Annotated in this window: 14 protein-coding genes; 7 read left to right on the top strand and 7 right to left on the bottom strand. The window is 66.0% G+C overall.

Annotated features, from left to right (window positions below; genetic code table 11):
- Window positions 1–273: 273 nt before the first annotated feature.
- The 7 genes from ACP150_RS20630 to ACP150_RS20600 form a co-directional block, all read right to left on the bottom strand.
- Window positions 274–1,440 carry a nucleotide sugar dehydrogenase gene (locus tag ACP150_RS20630; protein ID WP_424968598.1) on the bottom strand — a complete coding sequence of 389 codons (1,167 nt, stop codon included), beginning with the start codon at window positions 1,438–1,440 and terminating at the stop codon, window positions 274–276.
- A gap of 230 nt (window positions 1,441–1,670) precedes the next feature.
- Window positions 1,671–1,922, bottom strand: a complete 252-nt coding sequence (locus ACP150_RS20625; protein ID WP_424968597.1) for a hypothetical protein — start codon at window positions 1,920–1,922, stop codon at window positions 1,671–1,673.
- A 166-nt stretch (window positions 1,923–2,088) separates the two neighbouring features.
- The gene (locus tag ACP150_RS20620) at window positions 2,089–2,874 is read right to left on the bottom strand and encodes a YjbF family lipoprotein (protein ID WP_424968596.1); all 786 of its coding nucleotides are present in this window, start codon (window positions 2,872–2,874) and stop codon (window positions 2,089–2,091) included.
- Window positions 2,865–5,087 (bottom strand): YjbH domain-containing protein, encoded by a 2,223-nt coding sequence (locus tag ACP150_RS20615; RefSeq protein ID WP_424968595.1) that lies wholly within the window; start codon window positions 5,085–5,087, stop codon window positions 2,865–2,867. Before ACP150_RS20615 ends, ACP150_RS20620 begins: the two co-directional genes overlap by 10 nt.
- A gap of 323 nt (window positions 5,088–5,410) precedes the next feature.
- Window positions 5,411–7,327: a polysaccharide biosynthesis protein gene (locus ACP150_RS20610; RefSeq protein WP_424968594.1), complete on the bottom strand. Its 1,917-nt coding sequence runs from the start codon at window positions 7,325–7,327 to the stop codon at window positions 5,411–5,413.
- Between the two features lie 362 nt (window positions 7,328–7,689).
- On the bottom strand, window positions 7,690–8,760 hold the full coding sequence (locus ACP150_RS20605) for a ParB/RepB/Spo0J family partition protein (RefSeq protein WP_424968593.1): 1,071 nt from the start codon (window positions 8,758–8,760) through the stop codon (window positions 7,690–7,692).
- A gap of 105 nt (window positions 8,761–8,865) precedes the next feature.
- Window positions 8,866–10,257, bottom strand: coding sequence for an AAA family ATPase (locus ACP150_RS20600; protein WP_424968592.1), 1,392 nt, complete (start codon window positions 10,255–10,257; stop codon window positions 8,866–8,868).
- 381 nt (window positions 10,258–10,638) lie between these two features.
- Here ACP150_RS20600 and ACP150_RS20595 point away from each other — a divergent pair, with 381 nt between their 5' ends.
- The 7 genes from ACP150_RS20595 (at window position 10,639) to ACP150_RS20565 (ending at window position 16,992) form a co-directional block, all read left to right on the top strand.
- Window positions 10,639–11,679 (top strand): replication initiator protein A, encoded by a 1,041-nt coding sequence (locus ACP150_RS20595; protein WP_424968591.1) that lies wholly within the window; start codon window positions 10,639–10,641, stop codon window positions 11,677–11,679.
- A 166-nt stretch (window positions 11,680–11,845) separates the two neighbouring features.
- Window positions 11,846–12,400 (top strand): dTDP-4-dehydrorhamnose 3,5-epimerase, encoded by a 555-nt coding sequence (gene rfbC / locus ACP150_RS20590; protein ID WP_424968590.1) that lies wholly within the window; start codon window positions 11,846–11,848, stop codon window positions 12,398–12,400.
- A 3-nt stretch (window positions 12,401–12,403) separates the two neighbouring features.
- The gene (gene rfbB, locus ACP150_RS20585; RefSeq protein ID WP_424968589.1) at window positions 12,404–13,444 is read left to right on the top strand and encodes a dTDP-glucose 4,6-dehydratase; all 1,041 of its coding nucleotides are present in this window, start codon (window positions 12,404–12,406) and stop codon (window positions 13,442–13,444) included.
- A gap of 12 nt (window positions 13,445–13,456) precedes the next feature.
- On the top strand, window positions 13,457–14,185 hold the full coding sequence (locus ACP150_RS20580) for a sulfotransferase family 2 domain-containing protein (RefSeq protein ID WP_424968588.1): 729 nt from the start codon (window positions 13,457–13,459) through the stop codon (window positions 14,183–14,185).
- Entirely contained in the window at window positions 14,185–15,258 is a 1,074-nt protein-coding gene (locus tag ACP150_RS20575) for an acyltransferase family protein (protein ID WP_424968587.1), read from the top strand. Before ACP150_RS20580 ends, ACP150_RS20575 begins: the two co-directional genes overlap by 1 nt.
- Window positions 15,255–16,115 carry a dTDP-4-dehydrorhamnose reductase gene (gene rfbD / locus ACP150_RS20570; protein WP_424968586.1) on the top strand — a complete coding sequence of 287 codons (861 nt, stop codon included), beginning with the start codon at window positions 15,255–15,257 and terminating at the stop codon, window positions 16,113–16,115. Before ACP150_RS20575 ends, rfbD begins: the two co-directional genes overlap by 4 nt.
- 43 nt (window positions 16,116–16,158) lie before the next feature.
- Window positions 16,159–16,992, top strand: a complete 834-nt coding sequence (locus ACP150_RS20565; RefSeq protein WP_424968585.1) for a sulfotransferase family 2 domain-containing protein — start codon at window positions 16,159–16,161, stop codon at window positions 16,990–16,992.
- Window positions 16,993–17,008 lie beyond the last annotated feature (16 nt).

The following is a 17,008-nucleotide window of genomic DNA, read 5'->3' as shown; positions in this document are numbered from 1 at the left end:
AAGACGAGATCTGCGGGGTTTTGAACCGGGCCCGGGTCGCAGCCCGGGCCAGTCGGACCATCATCTGGTTGTGGGACACCGCCCGGTCCGGATCGATGCCGAACGCCTGATCGGTATAGTGGATGCCCGGGCGCGCGAGACCGCGACGGCCCTGGAAGAGAGAGCGCTGCAGGGCGGTGGAGCCGCAATTCGGCCCCCCGATATGGAAGAGCAGGACCGGCGCCTCTGGCCGGTGCGCCCTGCCCCTCTCCTTGATCTCTGCCTCTGCCGGGCTCAGCTCTCGCCGAAGAGGTCCCGGGTGAAGACCTTGTCTTCCACATCCTGGATCAGGTCATCCATGCGGTTGGCGACGATCACATCCACACCGGATTTGAACGCCTCCAGATCCCGCTCCACGGGGCTGTTGAAGAAGGTGTCATCGGGCAGTTCGGGCTCGTAGACGGTGACCTCGATGCCCTTGGCCTTGAGCCGCTTCATGATCCCCTGGATCGAGCTGTCGCGGAAATTGTCCGAGCCGGCCTTCATCACCAGCCGGTAGATGCCGACCGTGGCGGGTTGCTGGGCGAGGATCTGTTCGGCGATGAAATCCTTGCGGGTGGTATTCGCATCGACGATGGCCGAGATCATGTTCTGGGGCACGGTGGCGTAATTCGCCAGCAGCTGCTTGGTGTCCTTGGGCAGGCAATAGCCGCCATAGCCGAAGGAGGGGTTGTTATAGTGGCTGCCCACCCGCGGGTCATGGCAGACCCCCTCGATCACCGAGCGGCTGTCCAGCCCATGGGCCAGGGCATAGCTGTCGAGCTCGTTGAAATAGGCCACGCGCATGGCGAGAAAGGTATTGGCAAAGAGCTTGATCGCCTCGGCCTCGGTCGGCTGGGTGAAGAGCACCGGCACATCCGCATCGAGCGACCCCTCGACCAGCAGATCGGCAAAGACCCGGGCCTCTTCGGTTTTCGCCCCGACCACGATCCGCGAGGGGTGCAGGTTATCCCAGAGCGCCTTGCCCTCGCGCAGGAATTCCGGGCTGAAGAGGATGTTCTGGACCCCGAGCTGGCTGCGCAGGCCTTCGGTATAGCCTACGGGGATGGTGGACTTGATGACGATGGTGGCGTCGGGTGCGAGCTTGAGCGCGCTCTCGATCACCGCCTCAACCGAGCTGGTATCGAAGCGGTTGGTTTGCGGGTCATAGCTGGTGGGGGTCGCGACCACGATGTAGCGGGCCCCGTCAAATGCCTCGGCCGCATCGGTGGTGGCCCGCAGGGTCAGGCTTTCCTCGGCCAGATAGCGCTCGATCTCGGGGTCGGCGATCGGGGCCTCACCAGCATTGAGCCGGGCCACCCGGTCTTCGGAGATGTCGAGGGCGACCACCTCATGGCGTTGGGCCAGCAGAACGCTCAGGGACAGGCCAACATAGCCGATTCCAGCAACAGCAATTTTCATCTTGGGAAACCTATAACAGTCGAGCTTGCCGGGACTTTAGCGGCACGCCCAGGGCACGTCACCGCGACAGAGGAGACCCGCAGATGGGTGCGGCCCTGACGCGACATTCTGCGGCCCCCCTGCCCGCAGAAAGCGAAAAGCGAACCCGGGCGGGTTCGCTCAGAGACTGGAGATCCTCCAGCAATGGACCCGATCTGTCACAGCAGATCAGTCGCAACCGATCCCGAGGATCAGTCCGCGTCAGGTGCCGTGGTTGTGGTGCTGTCGCTGCTGCCGCTGGCGCCAGCCACGATCACGGCGCCAAAGGCGGTGACGCCCACGGCGGCTGCGGGCACGGTGGTGCCGGCGATCACGACGGTGCTTCCCGTCGCTGCCTGGCTGGAAACAGCCACATTCAGCGGAACTTCGGACGTGGCCAGAGCAGGCGCCGCGGCGGCAGCTGCCAGAACCAGGCCGGATGCAAGAGCAGTAAAGGTCTTCATATCGGATACCTCGAATGGGATTCGCAATTGGTTTCAACATATGTGCTGCACTGTGGCGAGACAATGAACAAAGCCGGGCAGGCCCCGGTGATACGCGGGTTTTCGCGGCTTTGCAGCGACAGAGGCCTGCAAGTCACAGGCCCGGCCAGACACGGGGCAGAACTGCCTATTTTTTGAGCAGCTCGATAACCAGATGGCCGATCTCGGGCCCGGACCACTGCCGGGATTGCCACAAGGTGCCATCCCCGCCGCGCCAATAGGTGTTGCGAAACGCGCCCTCGGGCCCGCTGCAGCTCTCTTCCAGCCGGGTGGTGTCCCGGCGCTGGCCCACCAGGGTCAGGGTCTCCGCCCCCGCAGCCTGCAGCGTGCAGTCAAAATTCAGGGTCCGGCCACGGGTATTGCCCTGCAACACCACATAGGAGCGCGCATAGCTCCCGCCGCCGCTGCGCAGCGCGGCCTCGGTCCCGCGCACATCCGCCGACATCAGGTCATCCCCGGTCCCCCGGGTCGCCACGAGCAGGCCGCTGCGGGTGGTGAAGGTCGCTCCATCCGCCCCGCGCCAGACCATGACCGGCGCACTGGCCGAGCCCCGGCGGCTGACCCCGGCCAGGGTCGCGCTGGACCCGACCGACAGGTTCCGCGTCCGGATCAGCGGAAAATCGACCCCCGCCAGAAGTTCAGGCGTCAGCTCCGGCGCCTGGGGTGTGGGCCCGCGCTGCGCGATCAGGATGCGTCCGGTATCGCGGATCTCGGACCAGACATTGTCCTCTCCGCCCGGCCCGGTGGAGGTACAGGCCACCAACCCGCCACAGCACAGCAAGGCGCCAAGCCCGCGCAGGACACGTCCCGATCCCCGGGATGACCGGGCCGCAATCAGGCTCTGTATCAGGGGAAATGCCCCGCGCATGGCCGCGGCGCGGTCCCGGATCCGATCTGTAGGGATCATTGCCATACCCGCTCCCATTGCCGCGTGAGGGCGCGGGCATGCTGCGCGCGCACCGGATCATAAAGCCGTCCCGGCACCGAGAGACGCTGGCCGCCATCGCGCTGCACCGGGCGGATCGTGGTGGACAGGCCCGCCTTGCTCGGGCTGCCCAGAAGCCAGCCCACGGGGATCGACAGCAGGATGCCCTTGTCAAAGGACCCCTCGCCGAAATCCTCGGAAGAGACATCCGTCAGGGTGAAGAAGGCCCCCAGCTCCCAGCCATTGTCGAATTCCCGCGACAGGGTGAAGGTCGCGCCCGTATCCCCGGCCAGGTAGCGGCCCACATCGACCTGACCCAGATAGCCATCGCCGAACTCGTAATAGGCCGAGGCATGGCCGGTCACCACGTCATAATCCTGGAACCCGAACCGCTGGTCGAAATCGCGCTGGCGGGCATAGTTCAGCTCGACCCCGAGGCCGAGACGGCTGTCCACGGGCTTCCACAGAAGCTCCGCCGAGACCCCGCCGAACATCGCCTCGAGATAGCCTGCGGTCACCCGACCGTAGATGTCCTCGCCCGGGCGGAACGTATAGGCCAGAACCAGATCCTCGATCCCCGGATCCCCCTCCTGGGCATAGCGGAACTGATCCGTCCGGACCCGCGGCAGAACCGAGTTCGATTCCCGGTCGCTATCGGCGATCGTGCCCACGATCTCCTTGCTGACCGTGCCGGACAGGGTGAGGTTCGGGCTGAAACGATAGGCCGCCGTGGCCTCGATCCCGATCTCGAAACGCCAGGGATCATCGGGATCAAAGAAGCTCTGCTCAAGATAGGGTCCGATCCCCCAGGTCAGGGGCTGGACCACCTCATCGGTCAGGAGCGCCTCGGGGGGCAGCTCCGCCGCCTCGGAGATCTCGGCCGCCGCCAGGAGCCGGGCGCCCGCCTGGGGCGCGAATTCCAGGGTCTCGAGATCCGAGCGGCGCAGGGTGACCTGGCTCGCGGGCATGCCGCCGACCACGGGGGTCAGATGGAAGGTCTCGATGGAGGGCGGCAGGATCTGGGCCAGCACCCGGGCCGCCCGCCCCACCCCATTGGCCGAGGACAGGTAGCGGTTGTTGGTATAGCGCAGGTCGATGCTGCTGCCCGTGGCGGACAGGCCGCGCAGCTCGAGCCCCTCCTCGGCCAGGGCCGGGGCGAGGGCATCGCGCAGGATCTGCTGGGCATCGGGCCGCGCGCTCCAATCGGCGCTCCAGAGCGCGGGATTGGCCGCCCGGTCCGGGCGCAGGGCCACGGGCTCGGGGGCGGGCACGCGCATGGCCTGGGGCGGGCCCTTGGGATTGAACTGGAACTGGGCCATCACGCCCAGCTCGGCCCCATAGAGGTAATAGGCCCCCAGCCGCATGGCGTCATTGACCTGGTATTCGAGGCCGAAATTCCAGTCGGACTTGCGGTCGAACACATCGCGCTGCCCGGCCTCGGGTTCATAGGCATCGCTGGAATACTCGAGCTTGACCCCCAGCTGATCCGTGACCTGCCATTCCAGGCCGCCAAAGACCGATTGCGGTCCGCGGAACCACTGATCCGTCCCGAGCTCGCCGCCACGGCTGTCCACGTCGAAGCCCGGCCGGTCATCAGAGACGATGCCCCCGAAGTTATTCGCACTGCCCAGACGGCCCCAGCCCAGACCCACGGTCCCCTTGATCCGCGGCGTCAGGGTCTTGGTGGCCACGATATACTCGCCCGCATAGATGCCAGTGCCGACGAAATCCTGCAGACCGATGGTGACTGCGGGCAAATACTGGCTCTCTTCAAGGGCGAGAAGGCGCACATCGAAGCTGCGGTCGTAATAGGTATCGAACCCGTCTGAATCCCAGTCCTGAATGGCCGTGTAGCGGAAGCTGCCCGACAGGCGCGGCGCGAGCTGAAAGGTCAGGGTGGTGCGGGTCTGGCCGGCAAAATTCGACACGCCCACGGCGATCTGCCCATCGGGCAGGGCCTCGCCCGAGGGCATGTCGATCAGCCCCGGCGCGCCGTAGAAGTTCAGGCTGGGCGGCGAGAGCACCGCCTCGGGCGTGGGCCGGAAGGCGTAATCGGGCTGTTGCGCTGCGGCCCGGGCCTCGCCCTCGGTCACAAGGAACGGGGCGGGGGCCAGCCCTTCCTGCGCCCGGGCGGTCTGTGGCGCGAGGGTGCCGGCGCACAGGGCCGTCCCGCAGAGCAGTGCCGTGATCCGTTCGGACATCCGCGACCGGCGCTCTGCGGCAGCGGAGGCGGGGGCAGGGACGCGCGGGGCAGAAACGGGCAGCAGGCACATGGCAAAGGATCTCACAGGGGATCTCACGAGAGTTCTCACGGAGCGGGTGAGACCGTCCCACCCGTTGGTGCAGTGAGACCATGCCTGCGCCCCCGCCTTCAAGGCGTTTTCCCGGCCCGGGGCGAGATGGGCGGGGGGCTGTGTCCCCCCTGCCCCGGCACGCCCCGGCGCAGGCGCAGCGGCCTCTGTCAGAGCGCCTGTATCAGGCTCGATTTCGGGGCCCGCGCCGGGGGCGCAGCCTTGTCCGGGGGTCACGACTGGACGCGCTGGGGGGCCGCGACATAGCCCTCGACCCAGCGGTCGATGACCGCGCGGCCCGCCACCGGATCGCTGGAGGCCACCGCATGGCGCAGGGCGCGCAGGATGCTGGCCACCTCGATCTCGGAAACGCTCTGCTCGCGGGCGCAGAACAGTTTGGGATGCCGGGTGCCGATATGATCATCCGTGAGGGTCAGCTCTTCGTACATCTTCTCGCCGGGGCGCAGCCCGGTGAAGACGATCTCGATATCGCCATCCGGCGCATCGCTGTCGCGCACGGTGTAGCCCGCGCTCTCGATCACCTGGCGGGCCAGTTGCACGATAGGCACGGGCCGCCCCATATCCAGCACGAACACCTCGCCCCCCCGGGCCATGGAGCCCGCGGTCAGGACCAACCGAACCGCCTCCTGCACGGTCATGAAATAGCGGGTCACATGCGGGTCTGTGACCGTCACCGGTCCGCCCCGGCGGATCTGCTCCTGAAAGAGCGGCACGACCGAACCGGACGAGCCCAGCACATTGCCGAAGCGCACCATGGTGAAGACCGTGCCCGGGCTGCGCGTGGCAAGATCCTGGATCACCAGCTCGGCCAGCCGCTTGGAGGCCCCCATGACATTGGTCGGCCGCACGGCCTTGTCCGACGAGATCAGGATGAAGCGTTCGACCCCGCTCTCGGCGGCCTCGCGGGCCAGGGTCTGGGTGCCGAAGACATTATTGGCGAGCCCGGCCAGCGGATTGGCCTCGACCAGAGGCACATGCTTGTAGGCCGCCGCATGGAGGACGACCTGCACCCCGTGCTCGGCCAGCACGCCGCGCACCTGACGCGGATCGGTGACCGAGCCCAGCACCGGCACCAGCTCGGTGCCCGTGACCTCGGCGAGGCTGCGCAGCTCCATCTCCACATTGTAGAGGGCCAGTTCGTTGAGCTCGTAGAGCACGAGTTTCGCAGGGCGACAGGCGAGGATCTGACGGCAGAGCTCGGACCCGATGGAGCCCCCGGCTCCGGAGATCAGCGCCACCCGGCCCGCATAGCTCTCGCAGCCGCGCTCGAGCTCGTCGCAGACCTGCTGACGCCCGAGGAAGGTATGGCTCTCGACCGGCTTGAGCTTCTCGACCAGTTGCTCCTCGCCGATGAGCTGCGAGAAGGAGGGCAGGGCCTGCACGTCGAGCCCCATCTTCTGCAACCGGCGGGCCAGTTGTGCCTGCTTCGGCTGGCTCAGAGATGGCACCGCCAGCAGCAGGCGGTCGATTTGCTTGGCATTGGCCAACTCACGGATCCGGACCGGCGAATGCACCGGCAACCCGGCCACGGTCAGCCCATGCAGCGCGGTATTGTCGTCGACAAAGGCCACCGGATAGATCGTCTTATGCGCGTTGAGCGCCGAGACCAGCTGCGTGCCCGTGGTGCCCGCCCCGTAGATCAACACCCGGGTATGGCCCTCGTCCCGGCGATAGATCGCGGTCAGGATCTGCAGCATCACCACCCGGCTGGCGGAGGAGAACAGGAAAAAGCAGCCCGCGAAGATCACGTAGAGCCCGCCCGGCAGGCCAAGCCCGGCAATCTTGCCCAGCACCAGCGCGATGATCCCGTTGGCCACCGCGTATTGGGCCGTCTTGCCGACCGCCCGGCTCTCATAGGCGTTCAGGCGCACATAGGGGATGCCCATCCAGAAGGAGACCAGCGCGCTGGCCGCCAGCAGGTAAGGCAGGATCGGCAGGATCAGAAACAGCGTCTCGCGCAGGGGTAGGGGTTCGGGCTGCAGGGCAAAGGTCACCAGAAGCGCCATCGGGATCAGCAAGAGATCCACGGTCAGCAACGTGATAGCCTTCTGACCCAATGTCAGTGATTTGACGAAATTCAACACGTCGCTCAGCCCATGCCCCTGATCTGTCGCGCGGATCCACGCCATCCGCTCGAGATCTGCTCAATTACCTAAAACCGGAGATATCGGACCCCATCCGACTGCTCCCAATTTCATCAACTGCCTAATTCCACCACAGATTGTGTAGCGGATCGCCGGATATGGCCACAAGGGGGTAGGTGACGCATCCGCTGGAAAACGCCGATCCGGCGTGAACGCCCAAATCTCAGGCAGCCCGCAGCAGGATTGGGCGGGCGGCGGACCTGGTGGGGTGCCAACGCGCACTGCCCGCAGTTAGTCAAGAATCTCTGGAGTCTCGTTTCTTTTAAAATCAATGTGTTACAGAAATTTGTTTCGCGTGCGAAACGTTTCGCATCCCTGAACCCGCCGTAAAACATGTACCGGGAAGGTCAGGATCCGCCCTCATGCCGAAGCCAGGCCGTCAGCCGCGCGCGCAGCTCCGGCGTGACCTGCGGCCCGGACAGGGTCAGTGCCGCAGAGCCCCCGGCAGAGCTATGCGCCAGATAGAGACCCGGAAGAATCTCCTCCCCCTCGGGCGCCGGTGTCCCACGCCCCCCTGACGGGGTGGAGGGCCGGGCCGTCACGGGGCGAGGCTCCGCAGTCGGGCGCAGAGCGGCCTCCAACAGGGCGGCTTCGGCGTCAGGATCCTCGACCCCGGCCTTGCGCAGGCGGGTCCGCAAGGTGCGGGCCAGTTCCGGATCTGCCTCCAGCGCCTTGGACAGGCGCAGGCCCAGCCGTTCCGTCAGGCTGCCGGGGAACCGCAACGCGCCATCCAGCGCGGCCACCACGGTGAGGAATGAGCCGATCTTGGAGCGTTTGGCCCGGGAGGCCGACGCAAACAGGCTCTGCAGCGCGCGTTTATGGGTCGGAAACACGCCCTGTTCCACGGCCTTGGCGACGATGCGCGCCCGCTCATAGGGGCTGAGCCCGACGCGGATCTCGTTTTCCTCGACCATAGCCGTATAGGCCGCCTCGGAGGTCTCGGGCGTCCGCAGGAGGGCCTGCACCCGGGCGAAACGCTCCTCGCCAGTCTCCGCATGGAGCTCGCCCAGGGCGGTCACCCGGCGCCACCCCGAGATCAGCCCGAATTGCCCATCGCCCAGATCCACCACTTCGATCGGGGTCTGCTGGCCGCGGCTGCGCAGGCTGTCCTTGAGCACGGCCATTTCGTCCGCCTCAACGATCAACCGGTCCCGGACCAGATGGTCCCGCTGGATGGCGGCGAGGGGCAGGGCCTGGATCAGGCGTCCTTCGGCCCGGGCCGTCTCAAGCTCGGCCGTGACCTCCGCCAGGGCGGCCGAGGCGGCACTGTCCCGTGCCACCTGGGCGATGGGGGGGATCGACGCGGGCCCGGTCGCGGGCTCTGCCGGGGCAGGGGCGGCAAAGCCCGGGGACAGACTTGCGCTGCCCGTATCGAGATAGCCGGGTTGGGCGGGGGTAAGGCGTTTGCGTTTGGCCATGATGTCCTCCGTGACAGCGGGCTCAGGGGCGCGTGGATGGGGGCAGGGGAGGTGTCGGTGCCTGAAGCTCACAGGCCCTAAATGGGGGTTTAGAGCCTATTTTGGTCACGCGGCGGCGTCCTTGGCTGCGAGTTCCTCGCGCCGCCAGACCCCCAGAAGGAGCCGCTTGAACGCCGCATAGGTCGCGTCAAAGGTCTCGCGCCCCCGGACATAGGTCTCGCGGTTGAAATCCCGGTAATCGGCCTCGTAGATGCCCGAGACCTGCTCGCCGGCCTGCCCGATCAGCGCGGTGAAATCCTGCCGGTGGGGGCTGAGGGTTCGCCCGAGATAGGCCTGCATCAGCCCGGCCAGTTCGGCTTGCTGAGCGCCGTCATAGCGGGTCACCACCGCGCGGACCGCATCCCATTCAAAGGCCAGCTCCTCGCGCCCCAGCGCCCGGGCGGCCATGTTCTCCCCCTCCTCGATGGAGTGAAAGGTCGAGTGCAGCATGTCAAAGAACCGCCCCGTGCTGTCAAACTCCAGAAAGGAGGCGCCCATGGGCACAAGCAGAATGTCCGAGGCCGCGAGCCCGTTGATCGTGAGATAGCCGAGCGCCGGGGGCGTATCGATGAAGACGAGGTCATAGGCGTCGAGGATCCCGTCCGCCTCAAGGCTTTCGGTGAGCGCATCCCAAAGCTTCCAGGAGCGCGCCTGCATCCGCCAGACCGGGATCTGGAACTCCGCCCAATAGAGGTTCAGCTGCGCGCCGATCAGATCGATATTAGGCCAATGGGTGGGCTGGATCAGGCTCTGCGCCGTGACGTCCAGCGCGTCCCCGAGGGTTTCATCCAGCGGAATGGGGGCCTCGTTGCGGTCGAGCCGGCGCTGGTTCTCACCGCGCAGATGCCGCGCATAATGCCGGGCGAGCAGGGGAAAGACCGTCGCCCATTCATCGGCCACTTGTCCGCCGAAGATCGATGTCATGGAGCCCTGGCTGTCCAGATCGAGCACCAGCACCTTGTAGCCGTCCAGGGCGGCGGACATGGCCAGGTGGGCACAGGTGGAGGTCTTGCCGACCCCGCCCTTGAAATTCGCCACCGCCACTAGCTTCGCGGGCAGGCCTTCGGGGCGGTAGGGTCGGTATTCCTTGGCCTTCGATCCGCCCTCGGCAAAGAACGCCCGCAGGCGGAGCACCTCATCGAGGGTGAACCATTTCGCGCCACCGGCCGTTTCGCTGCGCCCTTGGGGCAGGTCCGGGTTCTGTTTCAACACGCGCCGGAAATGGGCCTGGGCCACGGGGATCAGGTATTTGGTGATCTCCCAGGTGGAAAAGAGGCGCAGCTCTTTCTGGCCAGCCTCGTTGAGCCCGCGGGAGGCGAGATCCGACCGTCCGCGGGCGCAGGCCTCTGCGATGGCGGCAAAGCCCGCACTGTCTGTGGAAGGACCCAAATCCGACAAGGCCGCATCGGGGTCGATGTTGAAATAGGGGGGCTGTTGCTCTGCGAGGTCTTTGGCCATGAAAACCGCCTCATGTGTTGTGTTTTTCTAAATATACTCAAAAACACCGCACATGGAAGGAAAAGCGGAACCCGGCCTTCATTTTCTTAGCAAATTCCGGGGTTTCCGGCCCGTACTGGCATGGGATCTCGGGGCGGAGAGATTTTTTCTGCCTGTTAGAGTCGTGTTATATATGTGTTAAGCGAATAGGCGGTTTTGGGAAGCCCTTTTGTTTGCAGGCTTTTTTGCTCTTCATTTTGTCCTGCCCGACTCTGAACCCCCGATAAAGCGACTCTGATCCCACGCTCGTGCGACTCCGAACCCCCGATGCCAGCGGTTGCGCGGCGCTGTGGATAACCCTAGCGTGGTGTCAATAAAACCACGATAAATCTGAGTCGAGCAGTGACATCAGACCTGACAGCCTCACGCAGCCTCTCCCGGGGAGGGCTCGCGCCGGATCGATATCTGCAGGCGGATTTCTTCGTCTGCGATATCTTTGACGCGATCCCCAAGGATGATCTGGCGACCATGGAACACCCGGTCTTCTCGCTGGCCACCCGACCGGACCGGCGGGTGCTCAGCTATGCCCATAACGGGGTCGAGATCGAGGTGACGCCGAGCGTCAAAGGGTTGGCCACGATCCACGACAAGGACATCCTGATCTTCTGCATCAGCCAGCTTATGGCGGCGCTGAATGCGGGGCAGGCGGTGAGCCGCACGCTCCAGATCAAGGCCCATGACCTGTTGGTGGCGACCAATCGCGAGACCTCGGGCGATGCCTATCGGCGCCTGCGCGAGGCGTTCGAGCGACTGGCGGGCACGCGGATCACCACCAATATGGCGACCGGCGGTCAGGAGATCACCCGGGGCTTCGGCCTGATCGAGAGCTGGGAGATCGTGCGCAAGGCGCGGGGCGGGCGCATGGTCTCGGTCAGCGTGACGCTGTCGGAGTGGCTCTTCAACGCGGTGGTCTCGAAATCGGTTCTGACGCTGAGCCGCGATTACTTCCGGCTTCGCAAACCGCTGGAGCGGCGGATCTATGAGCTGGCGCGCAAGCATTGCGGGCGGCAGGCGCGCTGGGTGGCCTCGGTGGATCTGCTCTTGAAGAAATCCGGCTCGGCCAGCCCGCGCCGGGTCTTTCGCAAGATGTTGCGGGACATGATCGCCGCCGATCACCTGCCCGATTACGAGATGGCCGAGCTGCCCGGGGACAAGATCGCCTTTTCCCTGCGCGGCGGGCTGGTGGAGGAGGCGGGCCCGACCCTGCCGCCCCTGGCCGCCGAGACCCTCGACGAGGCCCGCGCCCTGGCGCCGGGCTGGGATGTCTATGCGCTGGAGGCCGATTGGCGGGCCTATTGGGTCGGTTCGGGCCGGCCGCGCCTGCGCAGTGCCGACAGGGCATTCCTGGGCTTCGTGCGCGCGCGGATGGTCCAGGAGAGCTAGCCGGACCGGGCCGCAGGCCCCGGATCTGTTGTGCAACTGCGGCATATCGCGAGAACCGGGGCGTTTCGCGTGCGGTCGCAGTGACTCCCCTTGGGGCGATTGGTATATTCCGCGGCGACCGGAGGGTAAGCCTCTGTTTTAAATTCACTATTTTACGAGGTTCCCGGTGAAGATCGAAGACACCCCCTTGCCCGGTGTGAAAATCCTGACCCCGGCGCGGTTCGGGGATGACCGTGGGTTCTTTTCCGAAAGCTACTCTCGGCGGGTTCTGGCCGATCACGGCATCACGCTGGATTTCGTGCAGGACAACCACTCCATGTCTGCACAGGTCGGCACCGTGCGGGGCCTGCATTTCCAGTCGCCCCCCCATGCCCAGGACAAGCTGGTGCGCTGCGGGCGCGGGCGTCTGTTCGATGTGGCGGTGGATATCCGCAAGGGATCGCCCAGCTATGGCCAGTGGTTCGGCACCGAGCTGAGCTTTGACAATGGGCGGCAATTGCTGGTGCCGGCGGGCTTCCTGCATGGCTTTGTCACTCGGGAGCCCGATACAGAGATTGTTTACAAGTGTTCGGACTATTATGCGCCCGATTGCGATGGCGCGGTCCATTGGGACAGCTGCGGCATCGACTGGGCCTTTGATGGAGAGCCGGTCATCTCGCCCAAGGATGCGGCCGCCCCGGCGCTCGCCGATTTCGACAGCCCGTTTGAGTATGAGGGATAAGCGATGAAACTTCTGGTGACCGGGGGCGCGGGCTTCATTGGCTCGGCGGTGGTGCGGCAGGCGATCCGCGAGGGCCACAGCGTGGTCAATCTCGACGCGCTGACCTATGCGGCCTGTCTCGACAATGTGGCCTCTGTCTCGAACGCGCCGGGCTATGCGTTCGAGCAGGTGGATATCCGCGACCGGGCCGAGCTGGACCGGGTCTTTGCCGCCCACAAGCCCGATGCGGTGATGCATCTGGCCGCGGAATCCCATGTGGACCGCTCGATCGACGGTCCGGGGGATTTCATCGAGACCAATATCACCGGCACCTACCAGCTGCTGGAGGCCGCGCGCAGCTATTGGACCGCCCAGGGCAAGCCCGAGGATTTCCGCTTTCACCATATCTCCACCGATGAGGTGTTCGGCTCCCTTGGGGCCACGGGGCAGTTCACCGAAGAGACCCCTTACGATCCGCGCAGCCCCTATTCTGCCTCCAAGGCCGCGTCGGACCATCTGGTGCGCGCCTGGCACGAGACCTACGGCTTGCCCGTGGTCATGACCAACTGCTCGAACAATTACGGCCCCTTCCATTTCCCGGAAAAGCTGATCCCGGTGATCATCCTCAAGGCGCTGGCCGGTGAGCCCCTGCCGATCTATGGCGATGGCTCCAATGTGCGCGACTGGCTCTATGTCGAAGACCATGCTGATGCCCTGCTGACCGTGGTGCAGAAGGGCGAGCTGGGCCGGTCCTACAATATCGGCGGCGAGAACGAGCGCACCAATCTCGAGCTGGTGCAGACCCTCTGCGAGATCCTTGATGAGCTGCGCCCGGGGCCCAAGCCCTATGCCGAGCAGATCACCTTTGTCACCGACCGCCCGGGCCATGACGCACGCTATGCGATCGACCCGACAAGGATCGCGACCGAGCTGGGCTGGCGGCCTTCGGTGACGGTGGAACAGGGCCTGCGCAAGACCGTGGAATGGTATCTCGACAACGAGGCCTGGTGGCGCGCCCTGCAGGATCGCGACGGTGTCGGCGCCCGGCTGGGTGTAAAGGCCTGAGGGGGCGGGGCGGTGCCGTTCTTCCGCCTGCGCCAGCAGCTGATCTATTTCGCCCATGTGCCGAAATGCGCGGGCACCTCGGTCGAGGCCTATCTGCAGCGCCGCTTCGGCGCGCTCGCCTTTCGCGATCAGCGCCATTACCGCGACCCCGGTCCGCGCTGGACCGTGACCTCGCCCCAGCATGTGACCGCCGCCGATCTGGAGCGGCTGATCCCGGTGAAATACTTTGCCGCGCGCTTCACGGTGCTGCGCCATCCGGTGCCCCGTCTGGTCAGCGTGTTCCGGTTCCAGCGCGACTGGGAGCAGCGGATCCCGCCCCGCACCCGGTTCAGCGCCTGGCTCGAGGATCTGCGCGCCGGGGGCGGACCGACCCTCCATGCCTTTGACAACCATACTTTGCCCATGAGCGCCTTTGTCCCCGAGGGCACGGATGTGTTCCGGCTCGAGGAGGGGCTGGCCCCCGTGGTGACCTGGCTCGACGGTCTGCAGGGGGAGGAACAGGCCCCCCGCGAGATGCCGGTGATCAACACCCATGGCGGGCTGATGGCCAAGCGCGGCAGCCGGCCGGCCCCGGTGGCGGTGTCCCCGGCGGATCGCGAGATGATCGCCGAGATCTATGCCGAGGATTTCACCCGCTTCGGCTATGACCCGGCGAGCCTGCCCCTGGAGCAGCCCCGGACCGAGCAGCCCCTGCCGCCCAAGCCCAAACCTGCCGCGCCCCCAACCCAGGAGACGCTCTGATGATCGGTCTGCGCGATGCCCCCCGTCTTGAGACGCGGTCCCGGGGGCGGGACAACCATTTCAACCTGATCCGGATGTTCGCGGCCTCGGGTGTCCTGATCTCCCATGCCTATCCCATCGCCTGGGGCCCCGGTGCCGAGCAGCCGCTGTCCAGATGGCTGGACATGACCCTGGGCACTGTCTGCGTCTATATCTTCTTTGCGATCTCCGGGTTCTTCATCGCCAAGAGCTTTGACCGGGGGCAGAGCCGGGTGCGTTTTCTCGAGGCGCGGGCCCTGCGGCTCTTTCCGGCGCTGATCACCGTATTGGTGCTGACCGTGCTGGTGGCGGGTCTGTTTCTGACCACGGCCCCGGCGGGGGTCTATTGGGCCGATGTGCCGGGCTACCTGATCCGCAACCTGACCCTGGTGAGCCTGGATTACGACCTGCCGGGCGTGTTCGAGACCGTGCCTTACGGACCGCCGATCAACGGCTCGCTCTGGACGCTGTTTTACGAGGTGGTCTGCTATGCCGGGGTGTTCCTGGCGGGTGTGCTGGGCGTGCTGCGGGCGCCGCGGCTCTTTGCCGGGGCCTTTGCGCTGGTGGTGCTGGCCTGTGTCGCGGCGCCCTATCTGCCCTTGCACAGCAAGCTGGCCTCGTTGGCCAACTTGGCGCTGCCCTTTGCCATTGGCACGGCCATGTATGTCTGGCGGGCGCAGATCCCGATGCATTGGAGCGTCACGCTGGGTCTGGTGGTGCTGGCGGCTCTGGCCCATGGCAGCGCGGCCTTTGCCCCGCTCTTCGTGCTGGCCCTGTCCTATGGGGTGCTCTGGCTCGGACTAGCCGAGATGCCGGCGCTGCTGGCCTATAACCGGCTCGGGGATTATTCCTACGGGATCTATATCTATGCCTTCCCGCTGCAGCAGCTTGCGGCCTCCATGGGGGCGGTCACCCCGCTCGGCAACATGGCCGTGGCCTTCCCCCTGACCCTGATCTGCGCCGTGCTCTCGTGGCATCTGGTGGAAAAACCGGCCCTGCGGCTGGTGCGGCCGAGCCGGCCGGCGGATGCGGCTCTGAAAAAGGTGAACTCATGACGATACTTGTTTTCGGAGAGACCGGGCAGGTGGCCCGGGAATTGGCGGCCCGCGCGCCGCAGGCGGTCTGTCTCGGGCGCGGGTCGGCGGATCTGTCGGACCCGGCGGCCTGTGCGGCGGCCCTGCATGCGGCCAGCCCTTCGGTGGTGATCAATGCCGCCGCCTATACGGCCGTGGACAAGGCCGAAGAGGAAGAGGATCTCGCCACCACCATTAATGGCGCGGCCCCCGGGGCCATGGCGGCGGCCGCGGCCGAGCTGGGCGTGCCCTTCGTGCATATCTCGACCGATTACGTATTCGATGGTGCGGGGACTGCGCCCTTTGCCCCCGACGCAGCCGTGGCCCCGCTCGGGGCCTATGGCCGCTCGAAACTGGCGGGCGAAGAAGCCGTGCGCGCCGCGGGCGGGACCCATGCGATCCTGCGCACCTCCTGGGTGGTCTCGGCCCATGGCAACAATTTCGTCAAGACCATGCTGCGGCTCGGGGCCGAGCGGGACGCGCTGACCATCGTCGCCGATCAGGTGGGCGGGCCCACTGCGGCGGGTGATATCGCGGCGGCCTGTCTGGCCATTGCCGAGCAGTTGGTCGCCGATCCGGGCAAATCCGGGACCTATCACTTCTCCGGCGCGCCGGATGTGAGCTGGGCCGATTTCGCGCGCGAGATTTTTGGTCAGGCCGGACTGACCTGCGCGGTCACCGATATCCCCTCGGCGGCCTATCCGACCCCCGCCAAGCGGCCCTTCAACTCGCGCATGGACTGTTCCAGCCTCGAGGCCACCTTCGGCATTGCCCGGCCCGACTGGGCCGAGAGCCTGAGCGGGATCCTCAGTGATCTCGGGGTGACGCCGCAGCCATGATGCCCCTGTCTCTGCCCCGTCTGGCCCTGCTGGAGGCCCGCCCATGAGCGCCCCGACCGGCGATCCCGGGGCCTCGCCGCGCCTGTTGCGCCATGCGCGCGGCCAGCTTGTGACCCTGTCCAAGAACGGCCCCCATGTGACGGCGGCGACCCAGGCGCTGGTTCATTACCCCACGGGCGCTGTCTATAGCTTCATTCCCAAGAATGCCTGCTCGACCCTGCGCTACAGTCTGGCGCTGGCCAATGGCTGCATCGCGGGCCCCGAGGACTGGGCCTGGATCCATCCCAATAACGGCACCTTCCGGGCCTCCCTGCGGGAGCTGGTGACCGCGCCCTATACATTCGTGGTGCTGCGCTGCCCCTATGCCCGGCTGGCCTCGGTGTTTCTCGACAAGATCGTCGGACGCTACCCGGATTTCTGGGGGCTGCACCGGATCACCGGGGACAGGCTTGATCCGGAAAAGACCACCTTCCGGCAATTCGTCACCACCCTGGCCAAGTACAAGGCCCTGACCAAGAACATCCATTGGCAACCCCAGAGCGATTTCCTGGTCTATGAGCGCTATGACGATGTCTTCGCGCTTGAGCAGTTCGCCGCGGCCATCGAGACATTGGCCGCCCGCGGCATCGCCGTGGCCGATGCCCGGCCCCTGACCAAGCATGGCACCAGCCATCTGACCCCCGAAGACGGCGCCTTTGCCGATGCGCCGATCCATCGGCTGGCCAGCCTGAAACGGCAGGGCAAGGTGCCCGCCCATCGCGCGCTCTATGATGAGGCGCTGGTGGCGCGAGTGGCGCGGCTCTATGCCGAGGATATCGATCTCTATGCACGCTGGTGCCGGGCGGAGGACATGCTCTTCCCGCCGGCGGCGGGCTGATGTTTTCCCTTATGAA

Source organism: Dinoroseobacter sp. S375, from assembly GCF_049800775.1.
Lineage (GTDB): Bacteria > Pseudomonadota > Alphaproteobacteria > Rhodobacterales > Rhodobacteraceae > Dinoroseobacter.
The sequence above is the reverse complement of the archived record's forward strand: the minus strand, read 5'-3'. Positions and strand labels throughout refer to the sequence as shown.

Bases quoted from the DNA above. Each gene is read 5' to 3' on its own strand.
- ACP150_RS20630 (WP_424968598.1), bottom strand. From the start codon at position 1,440: ATGAAAATTGCTGTTGCTGGAATCGGCTATGTTGGCCTGTCCCTGAGC.
- ACP150_RS20625 (WP_424968597.1), bottom strand. From the start codon at position 1,922: ATGAAGACCTTTACTGCTCTTGCATCCGGCCTGGTTCTGGCAGCTGCC.
- ACP150_RS20620 (WP_424968596.1), bottom strand. From the start codon at position 2,874: ATGGCAATGATCCCTACAGATCGGATCCGGGACCGCGCCGCGGCCATG.
- ACP150_RS20615 (WP_424968595.1), bottom strand. From the start codon at position 5,087: ATGTCCGAACGGATCACGGCACTGCTCTGCGGGACGGCCCTGTGCGCC.
- ACP150_RS20610 (WP_424968594.1), bottom strand. From the start codon at position 7,327: ATGGCGTGGATCCGCGCGACAGATCAGGGGCATGGGCTGAGCGACGTG.
- ACP150_RS20605 (WP_424968593.1), bottom strand. From the start codon at position 8,760: ATGGCCAAACGCAAACGCCTTACCCCCGCCCAACCCGGCTATCTCGAT.
- ACP150_RS20600 (WP_424968592.1), bottom strand. From the start codon at position 10,257: ATGGCCAAAGACCTCGCAGAGCAACAGCCCCCCTATTTCAACATCGAC.
- rfbB (WP_424968589.1), top strand. From the start codon at position 12,404: ATGAAACTTCTGGTGACCGGGGGCGCGGGCTTCATTGGCTCGGCGGTG.
- ACP150_RS20575 (WP_424968587.1), top strand. From the start codon at position 14,185: ATGATCGGTCTGCGCGATGCCCCCCGTCTTGAGACGCGGTCCCGGGGG.
- rfbD (WP_424968586.1), top strand. From the start codon at position 15,255: ATGACGATACTTGTTTTCGGAGAGACCGGGCAGGTGGCCCGGGAATTG.
- ACP150_RS20565 (WP_424968585.1), top strand. From the start codon at position 16,159: ATGAGCGCCCCGACCGGCGATCCCGGGGCCTCGCCGCGCCTGTTGCGC.